This window comes from Rhizobium oryzicola (assembly GCF_030504645.1).
Classification (GTDB): Bacteria; Pseudomonadota; Alphaproteobacteria; order Rhizobiales; family Rhizobiaceae; genus Neorhizobium; species Neorhizobium oryzicola.
The window spans coordinates 103,428-122,849 of sequence record NZ_JAUKWQ010000010.1; the positions used below are offsets into that span (position 1 = coordinate 103,428).

At 60.6% G+C, this 19,422-nt stretch carries 12 protein-coding genes; 8 read left to right on the plus strand and 4 right to left on the minus strand.

The genetic code is table 11. The features are described from left to right. The first annotated feature begins 15 nt into the window (after window positions 1–15). From Q2T52_RS22035 to purH, 3 genes are all read left to right on the plus strand, one after another. Entirely contained in the window at window positions 16–1,347 is a 1,332-nt protein-coding gene (locus tag Q2T52_RS22035; protein ID WP_302079099.1) for an RsmB/NOP family class I SAM-dependent RNA methyltransferase, read from the plus strand. Between the two features lie 105 nt (window positions 1,348–1,452). Further along, window positions 1,453–3,135 (plus strand): heparinase II/III family protein, encoded by a 1,683-nt coding sequence (locus tag Q2T52_RS22040; protein WP_302079036.1) that lies wholly within the window; start codon window positions 1,453–1,455, stop codon window positions 3,133–3,135. 104 nt (window positions 3,136–3,239) lie between these two features. Beyond that, window positions 3,240–4,856 carry a bifunctional phosphoribosylaminoimidazolecarboxamide formyltransferase/IMP cyclohydrolase gene (gene purH / locus Q2T52_RS22045; protein ID WP_302079037.1) on the plus strand — a complete coding sequence of 539 codons (1,617 nt, stop codon included), beginning with the start codon at window positions 3,240–3,242 and terminating at the stop codon, window positions 4,854–4,856. A gap of 55 nt (window positions 4,857–4,911) precedes the next feature. Here the strand turns inward: purH and Q2T52_RS22050 are convergent, their stop codons facing one another. Both Q2T52_RS22050 and Q2T52_RS22055 read right to left on the minus strand, forming a co-directional pair. Beyond that, on the minus strand, window positions 4,912–6,300 hold the full coding sequence (locus Q2T52_RS22050; RefSeq protein ID WP_302079038.1) for an MFS transporter: 1,389 nt from the start codon (window positions 6,298–6,300) through the stop codon (window positions 4,912–4,914). A gap of 35 nt (window positions 6,301–6,335) precedes the next feature. Further along, window positions 6,336–11,087: an NAD-glutamate dehydrogenase gene (locus Q2T52_RS22055; RefSeq protein WP_302079040.1), complete on the minus strand. Its 4,752-nt coding sequence runs from the start codon at window positions 11,085–11,087 to the stop codon at window positions 6,336–6,338. A gap of 192 nt (window positions 11,088–11,279) precedes the next feature. On the opposite strand from Q2T52_RS22055, the gene pdxY reads away from it, so the two are divergent. After that, the gene (pdxY, locus tag Q2T52_RS22060) at window positions 11,280–12,152 is read left to right on the plus strand and encodes a pyridoxal kinase PdxY (RefSeq protein WP_302079041.1); all 873 of its coding nucleotides are present in this window, start codon (window positions 11,280–11,282) and stop codon (window positions 12,150–12,152) included. 47 nt (window positions 12,153–12,199) lie between these two features. Continuing rightward, window positions 12,200–12,865 carry a carbonic anhydrase gene (locus tag Q2T52_RS22065; RefSeq protein WP_302079042.1) on the plus strand — a complete coding sequence of 222 codons (666 nt, stop codon included), beginning with the start codon at window positions 12,200–12,202 and terminating at the stop codon, window positions 12,863–12,865. Between the two features lie 53 nt (window positions 12,866–12,918). Here Q2T52_RS22065 and Q2T52_RS22070 read toward each other — a convergent pair whose 3' ends face one another. Both Q2T52_RS22070 and Q2T52_RS22075 read right to left on the minus strand, forming a co-directional pair. Beyond that, entirely contained in the window at window positions 12,919–13,731 is an 813-nt protein-coding gene (locus tag Q2T52_RS22070; protein ID WP_302079043.1) for a lytic murein transglycosylase, read from the minus strand. 180 nt (window positions 13,732–13,911) lie between these two features. Further along, window positions 13,912–14,946, minus strand: coding sequence for an aspartate-semialdehyde dehydrogenase (locus tag Q2T52_RS22075; protein ID WP_302079044.1), 1,035 nt, complete (start codon window positions 14,944–14,946; stop codon window positions 13,912–13,914). 320 nt (window positions 14,947–15,266) lie between these two features. Here Q2T52_RS22075 and Q2T52_RS22080 point away from each other — a divergent pair, with 320 nt between their 5' ends. Genes Q2T52_RS22080 through Q2T52_RS22090 form a run of 3 tightly spaced genes read left to right on the plus strand, consistent with a single transcriptional unit; the run spans window position 15,267 to window position 19,280 of the window. Then, the gene (locus Q2T52_RS22080; protein WP_302079045.1) at window positions 15,267–16,364 is read left to right on the plus strand and encodes an MraY family glycosyltransferase; all 1,098 of its coding nucleotides are present in this window, start codon (window positions 15,267–15,269) and stop codon (window positions 16,362–16,364) included. Between the two features lie 30 nt (window positions 16,365–16,394). Next, on the plus strand, window positions 16,395–17,327 hold the full coding sequence (locus Q2T52_RS22085; protein ID WP_302079046.1) for an NAD-dependent epimerase/dehydratase family protein: 933 nt from the start codon (window positions 16,395–16,397) through the stop codon (window positions 17,325–17,327). Window positions 17,328–17,384: 57 nt separating this feature from the next. Beyond that, window positions 17,385–19,280: a polysaccharide biosynthesis protein gene (locus Q2T52_RS22090; RefSeq protein WP_302079047.1), complete on the plus strand. Its 1,896-nt coding sequence runs from the start codon at window positions 17,385–17,387 to the stop codon at window positions 19,278–19,280. Window positions 19,281–19,422 lie beyond the last annotated feature (142 nt).

The following is a 19,422-nucleotide window of genomic DNA, read 5'->3' on the forward strand; positions in this document are numbered from 1 at the left end:
CCGCATCACCGCCCGCTGGAGCCCCGCTTTGATGACAAGCCAGGCCTGGAGGTTCGCGCAACGGCTGCCAAAATCCTTGCAGCCGTGGTGGACAAGAAGATCTCGCTCGATGGCATGCTGGACCCCGCGCATGGCAATCCCAGCTATAAAGCATTGAACGATGCAGACCGGGCACTGACCCGTGCTATCGTCAGCGCGACGCTGCGTCACCTGCCGCGCATCGAGGCGATCATGTCCTTGCTGGTGACCGATCCGCTGCCGCAAGGGGCGCGTGCGCTTCATCATGTGCTGGCAACGGCGGTGGCACAGATCCTCTATCTCGACACGCCCTCGCATGCGGTGGTCGATCTCGCCGTCGAACAGGCCAATCGCGATCCGCGCAATCGTCGATTTTCCAAGCTGGTCAACGCGGTATTGCGCCGGCTGCTGCGCGAGCGGGAGGAGATGCTCGCCGCCGTGCAGTCCGTCTCGCCGGTGCCGGCCTGGTTCTTCGAGCGGCTGGTCACCGTCTATGGCCGGGAGGCGGCTGATCGCATGGCCGAGGCGCAATTGACGCCTGCGCCGATCGATTTGACCGTCAAAGCCGATGCCGAGCTGTGGGCCGAAAAGCTTGGCGCCAAGCTTCTACCAACGGGCAGCCTGCGCCTTGCGGCCTTTGATGGATCGGTCACCGCGCTGGAAGGCTTTGCGGAAGGCGCCTGGTGGGTGCAGGATGCGGCAGCCGCTCTGCCGGCTCAGCTTTTCGGCGACCTCAAGGGCAAGCGCGTTGCCGATCTCTGCGCGGCACCGGGCGGCAAGACGGCGCAATTGATCGCTGCGGGAGCCAACGTTATCGCAGTCGAGCAGTCGCCCAACCGTGCCGCGCGGCTTCGAGAGAACCTGACGCGCCTTAATCTTTCCGCCGAGGTGATCAACGGCGATCTTTTCGAGTTCCGCCCCGAAGAACTGTTGGATGGCGTTCTCCTCGATGCCCCCTGTTCTTCGACCGGCACGACGCGGCGCCATCCCGATGTTCTCTGGACTAAGGGGCCGGCGGACATTGCCAAGCTCGCGGAAGTGCAGGCCCGCATGCTGCGCCATGCCGTGACGCTGGTGAAGCCGGGCGGCCTGATCGTCTTCTCCAACTGCTCGCTCGATCCTCTCGAGGGGGAGCAGGTGGTTGCGGATCTGCTTGCCGAAAACGAAGGCCTGGAGCGTGTGCCGGTTCGAAAGGAAGACTGGCCTGGCCTGGAAGAGGCCATCTCAGATCTTGGCGAATTTCGCACCACGCCAGCCATGCTTGCAGCCACCAATGCCTATTCCAGCGGCATGGATGGCTTCTTTGCCGTCGTTCTGAGGCGCCGGTAAGGCTTTATTCACCATAATTGAGCAAACGTGGAACATTCTGGGGAGAGTGTTCCCGTATGCCGTCCTGGCATGGCGGGAGGATTCCGGTCAGGTGCGGGAACAACCATGCTGCTCGCTGAGCGCCGACGACTTCTTTTGCTGGGATTTGTGCAAGCGCGACGGCGGATATGCCAACGGCTCGCCGTTCTGCGCATGAGGATGGGTCGCATCGGCGATGGCCCGGAGCGATTGATCGCAGCGCCTACGGATTTAAGAGCCGTCGATCCGTTCATCGCAGAAGAGATCATGTCGGGGCGTTTCCCCCTGGCTGGCCGGATGCTGGAGGCGGGCGACGAGTCTCCCTTCATGCTGCAATTGCCGTCCAAGGCCTTCGCGGAGCGGCTGCATTCCTTCGCATGGCTTCGGCATATGCGCGCCAACCGAACCAATGAGGTGAGAGCGCAGGCGCGTGCCATTACCGCCTCCTGGATCACCCTGCACGGAAAGAGAGCGAAGGGCATTGCCTGGGAGCCGAATGTTACAGCGGAGCGCTTGATTGCCTGGATGTCCCATTCGCCCGTCGTGCTGCATGGCGCGGAGGCTGGCTTCTATCGCCGCTTCATGAAAAGCCTTGCGCAGCAGCGGCGTTACCTACGCAATGTCGTCTCCTGCCTGCCGGAGGGCGAAACTCGCCTGCGCATCCAGGTTGCGCTTGCCTTCGCCTCCATCGCGATACCGTCGTCTGCTGCGGTCATTCGAAAGGCGGGGCAGCGTCTGGACCGCGAGCTGGAGCGGCAGATCCTGGCTGACGGCGGCCATGTTTCGCGCAATCCGCGCGCTACGCTGGAATTGCTGCTCGATCTTCTGCCGCTTCGGCAGACCTATATCAATCTCGGCCATGACGTACCGCAGAAGCTGATCTCGGCGATCGATCGCATCTACCCGGCGCTGCGTTTCTTCCGGCATCAGGATGGCGACCTTGCGCTCTTCAACGGTGCGACCGCCACATCGGCGACCGAACTTCTCTCGGTGTTGCGCTATGACGAAACGGGCGGCAAGCCCTTCAAGGCGCTGCCGCATACCCATTATCATCGGCTGGCTGCGGCGGAGACGACGATCCTGGTCGATACCGGTCGACCACTGTCGCTCGACCTGTCGCGCACGGCCCATGCCGGCAGCCTGTCCTTCGAGATGTCGGCCGGCAAGCACCGTTTCATCATCAATGCGGGCTCGCCGAAATTCGCAGGCCGGCAATACCGGGCCCTTGCCCGCTCGACGGCCGCCCATTCCACAGTCTCGCTGGGCGACACGTCATCGAGCCGGATCTCCACCTCGCGGCTCTCGGGTCCGGTCATGCTGGATGGTGTTTCGACCGTTGGTGTCGAGCGCTGGGAAGATGCCTATGGCAATGACTGGCTGCGCGCCAAGCATGACGGCTATCTGTCCTCCTTCGGCTATATGCATGAACGCGAGATCGGGCTTGCCGCCAAGGCGGACAAGATCAAGGGACGCGACCACTTCTTTGTGCCCGAGCCGCATACCGGTTCCGCCGGTCGGGCAGTGGTTGCAACCGCCAGGTTCCACATTCACCCGGCCATCATTCTGTCACGCCTGCATTTCGATACGATTGCCATGGAAGCACCGGATGGTGAGACCTGGGCCTTCTCGGCGCCCGGGCAGGAGGTGCTGATCGACGAGGACATCTTCTTTGCGGATGTCTCCGGCATCCGCCCCAGCCAGCAGTTGGTCATCGAATTTCCTCTGCCTGAGGTAAATGAACTGCGCTGGATGATGAAACGGCAGGATTGAACGGCGATTTGCCGGATTTCCATGATTGGCCCTGAGGCCAAGCTGTGCTAACGCCCCGCCATAGCCCAGCATGCAAGGCAAGAGCGTCCAGCACGGAGAAAGCCATGGCCGTCGTTTCCAAAATGATCCCCGCCCCTGATCGCGTGAAAATCCGCACCGCCCTTCTTTCGGTGTCCGACAAGACGGGCATCGTGGAACTGGCCAAGGCGCTCGCCGAACAGGGCGTCCGCCTGTTGTCGACAGGTGGCACCTTCAAGGCGCTGGCCGCAGCCGGTCTCGATGTCACCGACGTATCCGACGTGACGGGCTTTCCGGAAATCATGGATGGCCGCGTCAAGACGCTGCATCCCGGCGTTCACGGCGGCCTGCTGGCAATCCGCGATGATGCCGAGCATGTGAAGGCACTGACCGAGCACAAGATCGGCACGATCGATCTCGCCGTCATCAACCTCTATCCCTTCGAGGAAGTGCGTGCCGCCGGTGGCGACTATCCGACCACGGTCGAGAACATCGATATCGGCGGTCCGGCCATGATCCGCGCTGCCGCCAAGAACCATGCCTATGTCACCGTAATCGTCGATCCGCAGGATTATCCGCAGCTGATCGAGGCGCTGCGTACCAATGATGGTGAGACGGCCTATGCGCTGCGCCAGCGCATGGCGGCCAAGGCCTATGCCCGTACCGCCGCCTATGACACGATGATCTCCAACTGGTTTGCCGAAGCGCTCGACATTGAAATGCCGCGCTATCGCACGCTGGGCGGCGTTCTTTCGCAGGAAATGCGCTATGGCGAAAACCCGCATCAGTCTGCGGGCTTCTATCTGACGGGCGAGAAGCGCCCCGGTGTTGCAACGGCTGCGCTGCTGCAGGGCAAGCAGCTCTCCTACAACAACATCAACGATACTGACGCCGCCTACGAGCTCGTCTCGGAGTTTCCGGCCGAGAAGGGTCCGGCCTGTGCCATCATCAAGCATGCCAACCCTTGCGGCGTTGCGATCGGCTCCTCGCTGGTGGAGGCCTACAAGCGGGCGCTGGCCTGCGACAGCACCTCTGCCTTCGGCGGTATCATCGCCCTGAACCAGACGCTGGATGCGGCAACGGCGGAAGAGATCGTCAAGCTCTTCACCGAAGTCATCATCGCGCCTGACATTTCCGAAGAGGCCAAGGCCATCATTGCCAAGAAGCCGAACCTGCGACTGCTGTCCGCCGGCGGTCTGCCGGACCCGCGCTCGCGCGGTCTGACGGCCAAGACGGTGTCTGGCGGTCTTCTGGTTCAGACGCGTGACAATGGCATGGTCGAGGATCTCGACCTGCGGGTTGTCACCAAGCGTGCGCCGACCGATCAGGAACTGATCGACATGAAGTTCGCCTTCAAGGTGGCAAAGCATGTGAAGTCGAACGCAGTCGTTTATGCCAAGGATGGCCAGACGGCCGGTATCGGTGCTGGTCAGATGAGCCGTGTCGATTCCGCCCGCATTGCCGGTCTGAAGGCCGAAGAAGCGGCCAAGGCCATGGGTTGGGCAGAACCGATGACGCGGGGCTCCGCAGTTGCCTCCGAAGCCTTCCTTCCCTTCGCGGATGGGCTTTTGTCCATGATTGCGGCGGGCGCAACGGCTGTCATCCAGCCGGGCGGCTCCATGCGCGACGAGGAAGTCATTGCTGCTGCCGACGAGCATGGCGTCGCCATGGTCTTCACCGGCATGCGCCACTTCCGCCATTGATCCCCTTTTTTGCGGAGGCCTTCTCGCGCTTGTGGGAAGGCTCCCGTTTTCTTTGTCAGGCCGTTTCCCTGGCAGGGTAGGGCGTGCGGATCAACATCAGCAAGCCAGCGCCCAGAAAGATGAGGAGCGTTGCCATGCCTAGGCGCGACGAGCCGCTTGCATAGGTGACCATGGAAAACGAAAGTGTGGCCATGAAGCTGGTGGCGCGCCCGGACAGAGCGTAGATGCCGAAATAGCGGCCCGCCTCTTGGCTGCTGATGCTACGGGCAAGATAGGATCGGGACGAGGCCTGCACCGGGCCGAAAGCCAAGCCGATCAAGGTGCCGAAACCGAGATAGGCCTTTTCCGCTGCTGTTCCGAACAGTCCGCCGCTGTCGTCGAGCGAGAGCGGCACTAGCCCGAACAGGGTGAAGCCCGGTCCCGTTGAGGCGATACCTGCCGCTGCAATGACCAACAGGACCAGGCTGATCAGCACCACGGTCTTTGATCCCATACGCTGATCGAGCCGCCCTGCGATTACACAGCCGAAGATTGCCACCACATTCAGCAGTATGCCGAACAGGCCGATCTCCAGCGTGGCCCAGCCGAACATGCCGGCGGCAAAGGCACCCCCAAGGATCAACAAGCCGTTGACGCCATCCTGATACAGCATGCGGGCGATCAGGAAGCGCAGGATCGCGCGCCGCTTTGGCAGTTCCTTCAGGGTGACAGAGAGTTCCCGAAGGCCCGCGCCGATGGCCGGCTTGAGCGGTAGTCCCTTCACGGCGTCAGGCGTGAAGAAGAACATCGGCAGGACGAAGATGAGATACCAGAGCGCCGAAAGAGGGCCCGTCACGCGGGCGTCTTCGCCGAGATTGGCATCGAGGCCGAAGAGTGGTGTCAGGCCGAACAATGTCTTTCCTGACTTCAGATCTCCGGCCAGAAAACCCACCACGAAGATCAGTGCGATCATGCCGCCGAGATAGCCCAATCCCCAGGCTGTATTGGAGATACGGCCAACCTCGGATGCCGGCACGAGCCGCGGCATCATGGAATCATTGAAGACGATGGAAAATTCCGCCGCGATGGAGGCGAGGATCATGAACAGCGCGGGCCACAGCCACACCACGGACGAGCCGGGTGCTGCAAACCAGAGCATCGTCAGCGATGCAATCTTGATGACGGCAAAGAAGCCGATCCAAGGCTTGCGAGGCCCGGTATGATCGGCGATTGCGCCTAGCACCGGGGAGAGCAGGGCGATGATGATGGAGGAAACGGTTGCCATGTTGCCCCACATGGCTTGAGCCGCGACGGGATCATTGGTCAGCCGGGCGACGAAATAGGGGCCGAAGACGAAGGTGGTCACAACCGTGAAAAAGGGCTGGGCCGCCCAGTCGAACAGCATCCAGCCCCATATTCCTCGAGGCGGCACAGTCGCCGCCGCCTCTTGTCTTTCCAATGCCAAGGCTGGCCTCCCCGATTTGCGAGGAGGCCATTGGATCACCGAACCGCGTTGCGGGCAAGGTCGCTGAAGAGACCCGCTGCCACCATCATCTTCGGCAGGGTCACCTCGCTGCCCTCGCTGAGGGCCAGGATTTCGCTGCTGAGCCTGTTGAGGCGTAGGCGATCCCCCGCCAGCCAGGCTTCCAGCGGCTTGCGCTCCTTGCCGTGTGCGTTGAGTGCGGCGATCACCACGTCGCGACGGGCCGCCACGATCTGCTGAAGGCTGCGGATCAGCGCCAGGTTCTCGTAGTGGTCGGCGGCGCCGAAGCGCTCGCGGGCCTCCAGGAAGCGGTTGACGCGGAAGGCTTCGGTGACCTCGAAATAGACCTCCGTTGCACGCGCAATGGGGGCACCGCTGCGCTCGGAAATCTGCATGATCTCCGGCACCAGCACCAGCCGCTGAAGAAGCTCCAGCTCGCGCGCCAGTTCCGCGGGCACGCCGGGCAGAGGGGCGTCTCCGGTCTCCAGGCTCTTTTCGATCGAAGCACGCAGGCTCTTGATCGCGGCGCGGATGCCATTGACGGCTTCTTCCATGGAACCGGTCACAAGGCCCGTCTGCAGGACGAAGATCGTCGCGCTGGCGAAGATTTCGCCAATCCGTTCATAGAGATCATTCTGCACCTCGCCATCGAGCTTCCCGTCGAGCGCGTCGACAGCGGCCCAGAGGCGCGGCAGGTCGAAGGCATCGCGGGCGATGAAGGCGCCTTTTACGACGTTCACCTGGCTCTCGCCCGATATGTCGCTCAGCATCTGCGCAAAGCCCGGTCCGCCACGATTGATGACCTCATTGGCGAGTGCCGTTGCGACGATCTCCCGGTTCAGGCGGTGCGCGAGAATATCATCCGTGTAGGACTTCTGCATCGCCTTCGGAAAGTAGGCGAGCAGCACCTGACGGAAGTAGCTGTCATCCGGCAGATCGCTCGCGGCCAGAGCATTGAACAGCACGATCTTCGAATAGGACAGCAGCACGCCCACTTCCGGCCGGGTCAGCGGCTTGCCGGCTGCGTAACGGTCGGCAAGTTCTGCATCGTCGGGCAGGGTTTCCACCTTGCGGTTCAACTCGCCACGGCTTTCCAGCACGGACATCAGCCGCGACAGTTCCTCGCGGTTGCGCGCGCCCTGGCGGGCCGTCAGGGAAATCGCCAGCGATTGCAGGTAGTTGTTGCGAAGAACGAGGGCCGCGACATCATCCGTCATGGAGGCAAGCAACTTGTTGCGCTTTTCGCGCGGCAGGCGGCCATCCTGCATGGCAGGGCTCAAGGCAATCTTGATGTTCACCTCGACGTCGGAGGAGTTCACACCCGCCGAGTTGTCGATGGCATCCGAATTGCAGCGTCCGCCGGCAAGGCTGTAGGCGATGCGTCCCTTCTGCGTCACGCCAAGGTTTGCGCCTTCGCCGATCACCTTGGCACGAACGTCGCCAGCTGCGATACGGATCGGATCATTGGCGCGGTCGCCCACTTCCGCATCCGTTTCGGAGACGGCCTTGATATAGGTGCCGATACCGCCGAACCAGAGCAGATCCACCTGAGATTTCAGGATTGCGGTCATGATCTCGAACGGGGTGGCGGTGGCCTTGTCGATGCCGATGGCGGCTTGTGCCTCCGGTGTCAGCTTTACCGATTTCTCCGTTCGGGAAATGATCATGCCGCCGGTCGACAGAACCGAGCGGTCGAAATCCTGCCAGCTGGAGCGCGGCAGGTTGAACATCCGCTCACGCTCCTGGAAGGTCTTTTCCGTATCCGGATTGGGATCGATGAAGATATCGCGATGGTCGAAGGCCGCGATCAGGCGGATCTGGCGCGACAACAGCATGCCGTTGCCGAAAACGTCGCCGGACATGTCACCCACGCCCGCTACCGTGAACGGCGTCGTCTGGATGTCCACGTTCATTTCACGGAAGTGGCGCTTGACCGCTTCCCAGGCGCCGCGTGCGGTAATGCCCATTTTCTTGTGGTCGTAGCCGGCGGAACCGCCCGAGGCGAAGGCATCGTCCAGCCAGAAGCCAGCTTCCTGCGCAAGGCCGTTTGCCGTGTCGGAGAAGGTAGCCGTGCCCTTGTCGGCCGCGACGACGAAATAGGGATCGTCACCGTCGATCCGCAGCGTGTCGGCGGGGCCTGCCACCTCACCGGCCACGATGTTATCGGTGATCGACAAAAGCGTGCGGATAAAGGCCTTGTAGGCTTCCTTGCCGGCGTTGAAGAAGGCATCGCGCTGGGCAGGCGAGGGGAGCTTCTTCGGGAAAAAGCCGCCCTTCGCGCCAACCGGCACGATCACGGCGTTCTTCACCTGCTGCGCCTTCACGAGACCGAGGACCTCGGTCCGGTAATCCTCGCCGCGATCCGACCAGCGCAGACCGCCGCGCGCCACCTTGCCGAAGCGCAGATGCACGCCTTCCACCTCGGTGCCGTAGACGAAGATTTCGCGGAACGGCCGGGGCTCTGGCAGGCCTTCCACCAGGTGCGGATCGAGCTTGAAAGCCAGGATCGGCTTTGGCCCGCCATCCTCGCCGGTCTGGAAATAGTTGGTGCGCAGCGTCGCATCGATCACGTTGACATAGCGGCGCAGCGTGCGGTCGTCGTCTAGGTTCGGAACCGCACTCAGGGCTTCTTCGATGGCGCCATGATGCTCGGTCAGCTTCTTCTCCCGCTGGCGCTCGGCCAGAGCCGGGTTGAAGCCATCCTGGAAGAGCGCAAAGATCCGCCGTGTGATGTCGGGGTAGCGCGTCAGCGTGTCTGCGATGTGCTCCTGCGAGTAGACAATGCCAACCTGGCGCAGATAGCGGGCATAGGAGCGGATGACCGTGACCTCACGGGCCGAAAGACCGGTCAGCAATACCAGACGGTTGAAGCTGTCATTATCGACCGTGCCGCTGAAGGCCGCCAGGAAGGCTTCTTCCAGCAGCTTGCCTTGCTTGGCGACATCAACGTTGCGACCGGCCGGAAGCTCCAGTTCCATGTCGTGCAGTACCAGTCGTTTGCCGCTATCGGGCAGGCTGAGGTCGAACGTCCGTTCGCTCACCACCTGGAAGCCGAGATTTTCCAGGAGGGGTACGCGGCGAGACAGGGCCAGATGGCCTTCTGCGTGGAAGATCTTCAGTGAAAGGATCCGCTTGTCTTCGACCTGCCGCTCGTAAAGGTGGATACGGATCGGTTCGCCGGCAGCGCAGGCAGCCAGATGCGGAAGATCCGCTACAGTTTCTTCGGGCGTGAAGGCTTCCTGGAAGGCGAAGGTTGTTTCAAGACGCAAGGCACCGGTGCCGGCAAGCGCGGCAAACCGCTCTTCCCAAGGCGTGGAAATGGCGCGGATCGCCTCTTCAAGCTTGGCTTGCGGAATGCGCGGGGTCTTTTCCGTACGGCGACCGACGATGATGTGGACCCGGGCCGTGCCACCCTCGGGGAAGGCGGGGTAATAGGCAGAGATATGCCCTTCGTAGACCTTTGCCAGATAGGCGGAGATCTTCTCGCGGACGACCGAATTATAGTTCTCGCGCGGGACGTAGACGATGACGGAGACGAAGCGGTCGAAATGGTCGATACGCGCCAGCACGCGCACGCGCGGCCGCTCGGCGAGTTCCATGATCTGTTCGCAGTAGCGCGCCAGGAGATCTGTGTCGATCTGGAAGAGATCATCGCGCGGATAGGATTCCAGCGTGTTCTGCAGCATGCGGCCCGAGTGACTCAGCGGATCGAAACCGAAATGGTCGTCGATACGGGCAGCTTTCGCACGCAGCAGCGGGATTTCGCGGACGGAATGGGAATAGGCGGTCGCAGCGAATAGGCCGACAATGCGCAGTTCCCCCGTCACCTTGCCATTGGCATCGAAGCGCTTGACGCCGACATAATCCATATAGGCGCGGCGATGAACGACCGACTTCACATTGGCCTTGGTAACGATCAGCAGATCCGGCCCCTGCAGGAACTGAAGGATTTCCGGCGTCGTGGTGACGGCATCTTTGCCCTGGCGCAGAACAAGTACATCGGGATTGGACAAGATGCCGAGACCGCGGCCCTTGCCGCGCTCGACGGTCGCGCTGTCGCCCTCACCGGAGTAAACGTATTCGCGCATGCCGAGGAAGATGAAGTTGCCGCTGCGCAGCCATTCTAGGAAGTCGACTGCCTCGTCGCGATCGCCCTTGCGGCGCCCCTGACCGTTGACAGGCAACCCGGTCATGGCTGCATCCAGAAGCTCCAGCATGGGCTTCCAGTCACTTATGGCGGAGTGCACGCCATCCAGCACTAGACGAAGCCGCTCGATGAGCGCCTTGACCTGATCTTCGGTGAGTGGCGCGAGATGGATCTGGATCAGGCTGACATGCTGCCCGCCGGCCTGGTTGCGATCGTGCGAATAGAGGCTTGGCTTCTGGCCCGGCTCTACGTTGAGGATTGGATGGACGGCAAGCGAAATGTCACGATAGGTGCTCGTTACTTCACCCATGACGGAATCGAAGAGGAAGGGCATGTCTCGGTCGATGACCGTCAGTACAGAGACAGGATTTCCGCCGGGCGCGACGCCCTCGACATGAGCAATGGTGATCCGCGGCGCCTCTCCGTTCCAGGCCGCGAGCTCGGAGGCGGCATGCACGGCAGAGGCCGCCAACATGTCCGGCGTATAGGCTGCCAGATCGTCATTGCTTGCCCGTCCAAACAGGATCGCCGGATCAAGTGCCGTACCCTTGGGTCCGCCTTCAATCAAACCGGTCGCGATCTGGATCTGTTTTTCCCGTTTCGGATTTTGTTTTGCCACCATGCCTTACCTCCCGATATATTTATATGGTTCGTATCCTTCACGAGGATCCTCACCATGTCCGGCTTTGGAACCAACATCAGCGTCGTAATCGCTTTGCAGGCCTGTTACGACCAAGATAAGCATGGTTTCTGTGCGAATTCTTGACGGCTCCGCGCTAAAATCGATTAGTATTTTGCAGTTTGGTCCAAAAACATGTCAGATTCCCAAAAAACCGTTCTCGTCATTTCCAGTCACGTGGTGCGCGGATCGGTGGGAAATCGCGCCGCCGTCTTCGCGCTGGAGACATCCGGCTTTTCCGTCTGGGCCTTGCCGACGGTCGTACTGCCGTGGCACCCCGGCCACGGGCGTTCCACCCGGATGGTTTTCCCGGAAGATGAATTCGGGCGCGTCATTGATGACTTGTTGGCCGCGCCGTGGCTCGCTGAGGTCGGCGCGGTCCTGACAGGTTATTTCGGGCACTCCTCACAGCCGCTTGCAGTAGCCCGGCTTATCCAGGCGATGAAGGAAAAGAATGATAGCCTGCTCTATGTCTGCGATCCCGTGATGGGCGATACGGGCGGTCTTTATGTGCCTCAGGCAACGGCGGAGGCGATCCGTGATCACCTGATCCCGCTGGCATCGCTTGCCACCCCCAATCGGCATGAGCTGGCTTGGATGGCCGGGGCCGCCCTGGACAGCAACACAGCCATCATGGAGGCTGCCATCGCGCTTGGACCGCCGCGCATGCTGGTAACATCAGCCATCTCGATGATGGCAGGCGGTACAGGTAATCTTTATCTCACCGGCAAGCATGCGCTTCTGGCCGAGCACCGGCTGATCGAGAAGGCGCCGAACGGTTCCGGCGATCTTCTGGCCGCTCTTTTCCTGGCGCGCCTGCTCTCGGGGCTGGATGAGGAGAAGGCATTGCAATTGGCGACGGCAAGCGTTTACGAAGTTCTCGCTCGCAGCGCCAAGCGCGGCGATGACGAAATGAAGCTGGCCATGGATGCCTCAAGCCTGGTGACCCCCATGGCCATGGTGCAGATGCGCCACCTCATTCATCCGCTGCAGCGCGTTCGTCGCTGATGGCGATCAAGGTTGATATTGGTCCCCTGTGGGAGTAAGCACTGCCTATGACAGACTTCCCGCGATCACTTCTCACCGGCTACGATAGTTTCATGAGCGGCCGCTATAGCGGGGAGAGCCAGCGTTATCGCACGCTTGCCGAAACCGGGCAGAAGCCGCACACGCTGGTCGTTGCCTGTTGCGACTCCCGTGCTGCCCCAGAAACTATCTTCGATGCAGGGCCGGGCGAGCTCTTCGTCATTCGCAATGTTGCCAATCTCGTGCCGCCCTACGAGCCGGATGGCCAGTATCACGCGACGTCGGCTGCGCTCGAATATGCGGTTCAGGTTCTGAAAGTTCGTGACATCGTTGTCATGGGCCACGGCCGCTGCGGCGGCATCCAGGCGGCACTCGATCCCATGGACGAGCCGCTGTCACCCGGAGACTTCATTGGCAAATGGATGGGCCTTCTGCGCCCGACCGCGGAGCAGATCCCAAGCACGGACGTGATGACCCAGTCCGAGCGCCAGACGGCTCTTGAGCGCGTGTCCATCCGCAACTCGATCGCCAACCTTCGGACGTTCCCTTGCGTGCGTATCCTGGAGGAAAAGGGCCGCATGCGCGTGCATGGCGCCTGGTTCGATATTTCCACCGGCGAGCTTTGGATCATGGACAGCAAGACCGGCGATTTCATTCGTCCGACCGTCGAATTGCCTGTCCCTACATCCGCATAAAAAGCGCGCCTCCTGATCGGAAGACGCGCTCTCAAACAGTCCTGAAATTGATCTCAGCGGCCGTCGATCTGTGCGCCGATATAGGCGATGGCCTGCTGGTACACGGTTGCCGCATTCCAGCCCTGGATCGCCACGAAGTTTGGCTGGCCCTGCTGATAGCCTTGACCTGGCTTCCAGCCATGGCCGACGAGGAAGTTGGCGGTGGAGGCCAGCGCGTCCGCGCGGGAATTGACGAGGTTGATGTGACCATCGCCATCGCCATCGGCACCGTAGCGGATGACGTTGAGCGGCAGGAACTGCGTCTGGCCGATCTCGCCATGGGCAGCACCCTTGGCCGAAGGGCTCAGGTCGCCGCGTGCCACGAGCTGCAAGGCTGCATAAAGCTGCTCGGTAAAGTAGGCCGAACGACGGCAGTCATAGGCAAGCGTTGCAACAGCGGACAGCGTCGGCTGGTCGCCCATATAGCTGCCGAAACCAGTTTCCATGCCCCAGATGGCAATCAGAGGACCGGCCGGAACGCCAAAGCGGCGCTCGATACTGGCAAACAGAGCAGCATTGGCGGACTTGACGCTCTTGCCGCGCGAGATGATCGCCTGGCCGCCGCGCTTCTTCATGAATTCGTCGAAGGAGAGTTTGAAGCTCTTCTGGCCACGATCGGCACGGATGGTCGGACGATTGTAGATGGCACCCGACAAAGCGCGATCCACGACAGCGGCCGGGATACCCTTGGACGGCGCCTCGCGCTTGAAGTCCTCCAGCCAGCGGGGAAAGCCCGAACCATCATTGCCGCAGGATGCAGCTTCCGCCACGCTCACGTTGAACAGCATCACGGCAGCCGCCGAGCCTGCGAGTAACTTTCTGATCATCCTTGCGTCCCATCCTCTGACCGGCTGTGCTCCTCTGCACAGCCGAAAACCGGTCTCTTATGGCGAGTGTCCCGAAAGAGCACAATTGTCGCGAACATGAACTGTTCGTGACTGGTCTTCAAGAACGGAAAACCCCGCCTATCAGGCGAGGCTTTAATTCATTATGCTTACCAAATGGTATCAGGCCGCCTGCTTGCGCGGCTTGATCAGACCGCGATTGACCAGAAGCTCGGCAATCTGAACGGCGTTGAGGGCAGCACCCTTGCGCAGGTTGTCCGAAACCACCCACATGTTGAGGCCGTTTTCTACCGTCGCGTCTTCGCGAATACGGGAGATATAGGTCGCATCTTCGCCGGCGCATTCGACCGGCGTGACGTAGCCGCCGTTTTCCTGCTTGTCGACCACGAGGCAACCGGGCGCTTCGCGCAGGATGTCACGGGCCTGGTCGGCGGTGATCTCGTTCTCAAACTCGATGTTGACCGATTCCGAGTGGCCGATGAAGACGGGCACGCGCACGGCAGTGCAGGTGACCTTGATCTTCGGGTCCAGCATCTTCTTGGTTTCCGCCAGAACCTTCCACTCTTCCTTGGTGTAGCCGTCTTCCATGAACACGTCGATGTGCGGGATTACGTTGAAGGCGATGCGCTTGGTGAACTTCTTCGACTCGACCGGGTCGGCCACGAAGACAGCGCGCGTCTGGGTGAAGAGCTCGTCCATGCCTTCCTTGCCGGCGCCGGAAACGGACTGATAGGTGGAGACCACGACGCGCTTGATCTTGGCGAAGTCATGCAGCGGCTTCAGCGCCACGACGAGCTGCGCGGTCGAGCAATTCGGGTTTGCAATGATGTTCTTCTTGGTAAAGCCCGCGACCGCATCCGGGTTCACTTCCGGCACGATCAATGGCACTTCCGAATCGTAGCGCCAAGCGGACGAGTTATCGATGACGACGCAGCCCTGGGCGCCGATCTTCGGGGACCACTTCTGCGAAATCGTGCCGCCAGCGGACATCAGGCAGATGTCGGTGTCGGAGAAATCGTAGTTTTCGAGGTTGGAGACCTTCAGCGTCTTATCGCCGAAGGAGACTTCCGTGCCCTGGCTGCGTGCCGATGCCAGTGCGACGACTTCAGAAGCCGGGAAGCCGCGTTCAGACAGGATATTCAGCATCTCCCGGCCGACATTGCCGGTAGCGCCCACGACTGCAATCTTGAAACCCATAATACTGCTCTCTTTCTCTTCTCTCCTCGGGACTGGAGGGCGGAACCGGCACAATGTGCCTCAGGTTCCTGATCCCCGGCCGTACCGGGGAGAGAGCGGTGGGCCAGAGACGTCAGACGGTTTTCGTCGTCGTTTTGGCCATCGTTTTGGAAGATACGGACAAAGGGGCGCTCATTCCGGCGTAACCTGCCAGAGCATGTGAGGCGGCGATGGATGTGTCGCTGCGAACCATTGTTGCTTCCCTTCGCGCGAAGTCATTAGAAGATTTCGTGGCCAAGTCAAGCTCTTGTCTTTTCAGTGCGTGATCGGCTGGACAAGGGATGGTGCGACCGCTACCGCTTGCCAAGCCCTTTCAACCATCTGCGGGTCCAATGCTCGTCAACCTGATCATCCTTATTGCCGCCGCCGGTGTGAGTGCGTTTTGCATCTCGCTCCTGATCAGAAAGTCGCGTGAACTCGGTCTTGTTCAGGACCCCGTAGCGCGTTCTTCGCATACACGCCCCACCCCGACCGGCGGCGGGACTGGCATCGTGATTGGCGCAACACTTGCCGGGCTGGTTCTTCCAGGGCTTGAGCTTGATGGTTGCGCCGTGCTCGCGCTTGGAATTTTGATCGCTGTTGTTGGCTTGATCGACGATTGGCGTCCGCTCTCTGCGAAGGTGCGCCTTATCGTTCAGGCAGCCGTGGTTGCGGGTGCCATTATTCTTGCGGATGCAACAACCATTCTCGTACCGGACGGCGGGCTGTTTGGAATTGTTGCTGCCGTCTTACTTCTGCTCGGTGGGCTCTGGTGGGTCAACCTGTTTAACTTCATGGACGGTATCGACGGGATTGCTGGGCAGCAAGCCGTCTTTATGTTGCTATCCGCTCTGGTAATCTCCGTGTTAAGGGATGCCGAGGCATCGCAGACTTGGATCTGGTGGATGATGGCGGCCGTTACCGCCTCTACCCTCGCTTTTCTGGCCTTCAACTGGCCGCCCGCGCGCATCTTCATGGGGGATGCGGGAAGTACCTTCCTGGGCTTCACCATCGTCATGGCGGCTTTCATGTCCATGCAGACGGATTGGATGACATTGCCGCAATGGCTGCTGCTTGCTTCCATCTTCGCCTGTGATGCGACGATCACCCTGATGGTCCGGTTTCTGCGCAAACAGCGCCTGTCCGAAGCCCATCGTTCGCATGCCTATCAGAGGCTTTCGCGACGCTTCGGCGGGGCAAGGCCCGTTTCGACCTCGATTGCCTGTCTTAATCTCTTCATTCTCTTTCCACTTGCCGCCGTCATGCCGGATAGTGTCTGGGCCTGGGCTATCGTAATCTGTGTCTATGGTGTCATTTCGGCGGCGGTTCTATGGGCGGGAGCCGGGCTTCCGGACACAGAAAATGCGCATTGGCAGGCTTATCGTCGGCTCTTGCGGTAGTCGCGGGTTTGCCGCCGGGGGAAAACCTGAATGATCCTTGTAACCGGTGCAACCGGCTTTGTCGGACGTCATCTTTGCGCTCTCCTGCGTGAGCGTGGCTTGGCGTATCGCGCCATCAGCCGGCATCCGCGCCAAGGCCATCTGGCGATCGGTGAGATGTCTGCGGGGACCGATTGGTCAGCGGCGTTGCAAGGTGTCACCTGCATCATCCATCTCGCGGCCCGCGTTCACGTCATGCAGGAGACGGAGAATGATCCGCTGTCAGCTTTCCGCGCCATGAATATTGAGACGACCCTGTCGCTGGCGAGGCAGGCGGTATCCAGCGGCGTGAAGCGCTTTGTCTTCGTGAGTTCTGTGAAGGTCAATGGTGAGCGCACCGAAGCAGGGCAGGCTTTCCACGCAGATGACCTGCCTGCACCCGAAGACCCCTATGGCGTCTCGAAGGCGGAGGCTGAAGCGGCGCTTCTGGCGCTGTCAAAGCAGACCGGTATGGAGGTGGTCATCGTCCGGCCGCCGCTGGTCCATGGGCCGGGTGTCGGTGCGAATTTCGCCGCTCTGATGCGCTGGGCGGCACGCGGTATTCCTTCGCCTTTCGGTGCCTGCAACAACAGCCGCTCGCTCGTCTATGTTGGCAATCTCTGCGATCTTCTTTGCGCCGTTGTCGATCATCCGCGCGCAGCGGGAGAAGTTTTTCTGGTCAGCGACGGATATGATCCTTCCACGCGTGAACTGTTCCAGCACCTGAGCCGGCTTCGGGACGCTCGCGGCATTCAGCTGCCCATACCTCCAGCGCTTTTACGAGCGGTGGCCTCTGTTCTGGGCAAGTCTTCCTATGCCGAGCGCTTGCTTGGTAATCTACAGGTCGATATAGGCAAAACACGCGATCTTCTTGGCTGGAGTCCGCCCATTGCATTTCCGGAAGGCCTTCGGCGAACTGTAGAGGGTGCAAGGTCTGAGCCCTGACAGAATGAAAAGATCAAAAGCCACATCAACGCGTCCTGCGATGCATACTGGAAATCGATGATCAACCTGCTGCGTGACCTGATCGAATCCATGCCCCGCTTCTGGAAGCGGATCATTCTGATCGGCTTTGATGTGGTGGCGTTGATTGCTGCGCTTTGGGCAAGCTATGCCCTGCGGTATGCCGTTTGGATGCCGGCTGTCACTGTCGAGCGCGTCTTTCTGGGCGTCATGGCCCCCATGGTTGCCATTCCTGTCTTCATTCGCCTTGGGCTTTATCGCGCTGTCATTCGTTATCTGCCGGATACAGCCATCTGGACCATCCTGCGGGCCATGGCGATAGCCACCATGCTCTGGGTGCTTCTGGTCTTTCTCGTGGAAATGGCTGGCCGCGGAATCGTGCCGCGATCGGTGCCGTTCTTCTATTTCGCGATCGGCGTGTCCCTGATCGGTGGCAGCCGCTTTGCGGCGAAGCTGGTCTTAAGCAGCGGCACCGGCATGCGCCGGGACGAGCAGCCGGTGCTGATCTACGGCGCCAGTTCCTCCTCCGTCCAGCTGGCGACGGCGCTTCGGGGCACCGGCAATCGCTATGTCGTGGGTCTGCTGGATGAAAATCCGGATCATCACGGCCGCGATGTCGGAGGTTACCGGGTCTATAATCCGGCGATCCTGCCGCGCCTGATCGATCAGTATGGCGTCAAGGAAATCATTCTCTCGCTATCCTCGATCTCGTCCGACCGTCGCAAGTCCGTTATCGGCAATATCAGCGGGCTTGGTGTAAAGATCCGCACCGTTCCCGACATTACCGACCTGGTGGATGGCCGTTACCTCGCGAACCAGATCCGCGAAATCGAAATCGACGAACTTCTCGGCCGGTCCTTCGTGCCGCCGGACCCGAAGTTGATCGGGAGCATCCTGGAAGATCGCTTCATCATGGTGACAGGCGCGGGAGGGTCGATCGGCTCGGAGCTCTGTCGCCTGATTGTACAATGGAAGCCGAAGCGCCTTGTCCTGTTCGAGGCGAACGAGTTCGCCCTTTACAAGATCGAGCGCGAATTATCCGTCATCCGCGGCTTGGAGATCGTGCCGGTTCTGGGCTCCATCACCAACGAGATGCGGGTGCGGGACGCGATCACCCGTTATGGCGTGACGGTGCTTTATCATGCGGCCGCCCACAAGCATGTGCCGCTGGTGGAAGGCAATGCGCTGGAAGGGATCGAGAACAATATCTTCGGAACGGAAACGGTGGCGAAGATCGCGTTCGAATCCGATGTGACCGATTTCGTGCTGATCTCTTCGGACAAGGCGGTTCGTCCCACCAATGTGATGGGCGCGACCAAGCGCTGGGCGGAGCTTATTGTTCGCCAGAAGGCATTGGAATCCAACTCGCTTGGCAAGAAGAAGCATTTCTGCGCCGTCCGCTTTGGCAATGTGTTGGGCTCCAACGGTTCAGTCGTGCCGCTCTTCAAGGAACAGATCGCCCATGGCGGACCTGTTACCGTAACCAACCCGGATATGCGCCGCTACTTCATGTCCATTCAGGAAGCGGCGGAATTGATCGTACAGGCCAGTGCGCTTTCCACCGGTGGAGACATTTTTCTTCTGGAGATGGGCGAACCGGTCCGGATTGGTGATCTGGCTGAGAACATGATCCGGCTTGCCGGTTTCACGGTGCGCAGTGCGGAAAATCCGCATGGCGGCATCGAGATCAAGATTACCGGAAGCCGCCCTGGCGAGAAGCTGTTCGAGGAACTCTTCTACGACATGGCGAATGCCCTGAAGACGCAACACCCGAAAATCCTGCGGGCGGATGCAACTGCGATTGCCCATCACGATGTCAACGAGGCTCTGGCGCAGCTGAGGCTCGCTGTCGGGCAGCAGGATGAGGCAGAAGCGCGAAAGCTTCTCTTCGATTTCATCGGGATGGACCCCAATTCCCCGGAATGTAAAGCTTAATGCTAACGGCGTTAGACTAAAGTCATAAGCCGAAAGCATCTCTCTCCCACACAAGGGAATTCTGTCAGTCTGCTCCAATGCGCTCCATCCAGTTTCCAGAGTAGGAGGGGAAATAGGACGGGGCGTTGCTCAACTCTGTGGA

Bases quoted from the DNA above. Each gene is read 5' to 3' on its own strand.
- Q2T52_RS22040 (WP_302079036.1), top strand. From the start codon at position 1,453: ATGCTGCTCGCTGAGCGCCGACGACTTCTTTTGCTGGGATTTGTGCAA.
- purH (WP_302079037.1), top strand. From the start codon at position 3,240: ATGGCCGTCGTTTCCAAAATGATCCCCGCCCCTGATCGCGTGAAAATC.
- Q2T52_RS22055 (WP_302079040.1), bottom strand. From the start codon at position 11,087: ATGGTGGCAAAACAAAATCCGAAACGGGAAAAACAGATCCAGATCGCG.
- pdxY (WP_302079041.1), top strand. From the start codon at position 11,280: ATGTCAGATTCCCAAAAAACCGTTCTCGTCATTTCCAGTCACGTGGTG.
- Q2T52_RS22065 (WP_302079042.1), top strand. From the start codon at position 12,200: ATGACAGACTTCCCGCGATCACTTCTCACCGGCTACGATAGTTTCATG.
- Q2T52_RS22070 (WP_302079043.1), bottom strand. From the start codon at position 13,731: ATGATCAGAAAGTTACTCGCAGGCTCGGCGGCTGCCGTGATGCTGTTC.
- Q2T52_RS22075 (WP_302079044.1), bottom strand. From the start codon at position 14,946: ATGGGTTTCAAGATTGCAGTCGTGGGCGCTACCGGCAATGTCGGCCGG.
- Q2T52_RS22080 (WP_302079045.1), top strand. From the start codon at position 15,267: ATGGTGCGACCGCTACCGCTTGCCAAGCCCTTTCAACCATCTGCGGGT.
- Q2T52_RS22085 (WP_302079046.1), top strand. From the start codon at position 16,395: ATGATCCTTGTAACCGGTGCAACCGGCTTTGTCGGACGTCATCTTTGC.
- Q2T52_RS22090 (WP_302079047.1), top strand. From the start codon at position 17,385: ATGATCAACCTGCTGCGTGACCTGATCGAATCCATGCCCCGCTTCTGG.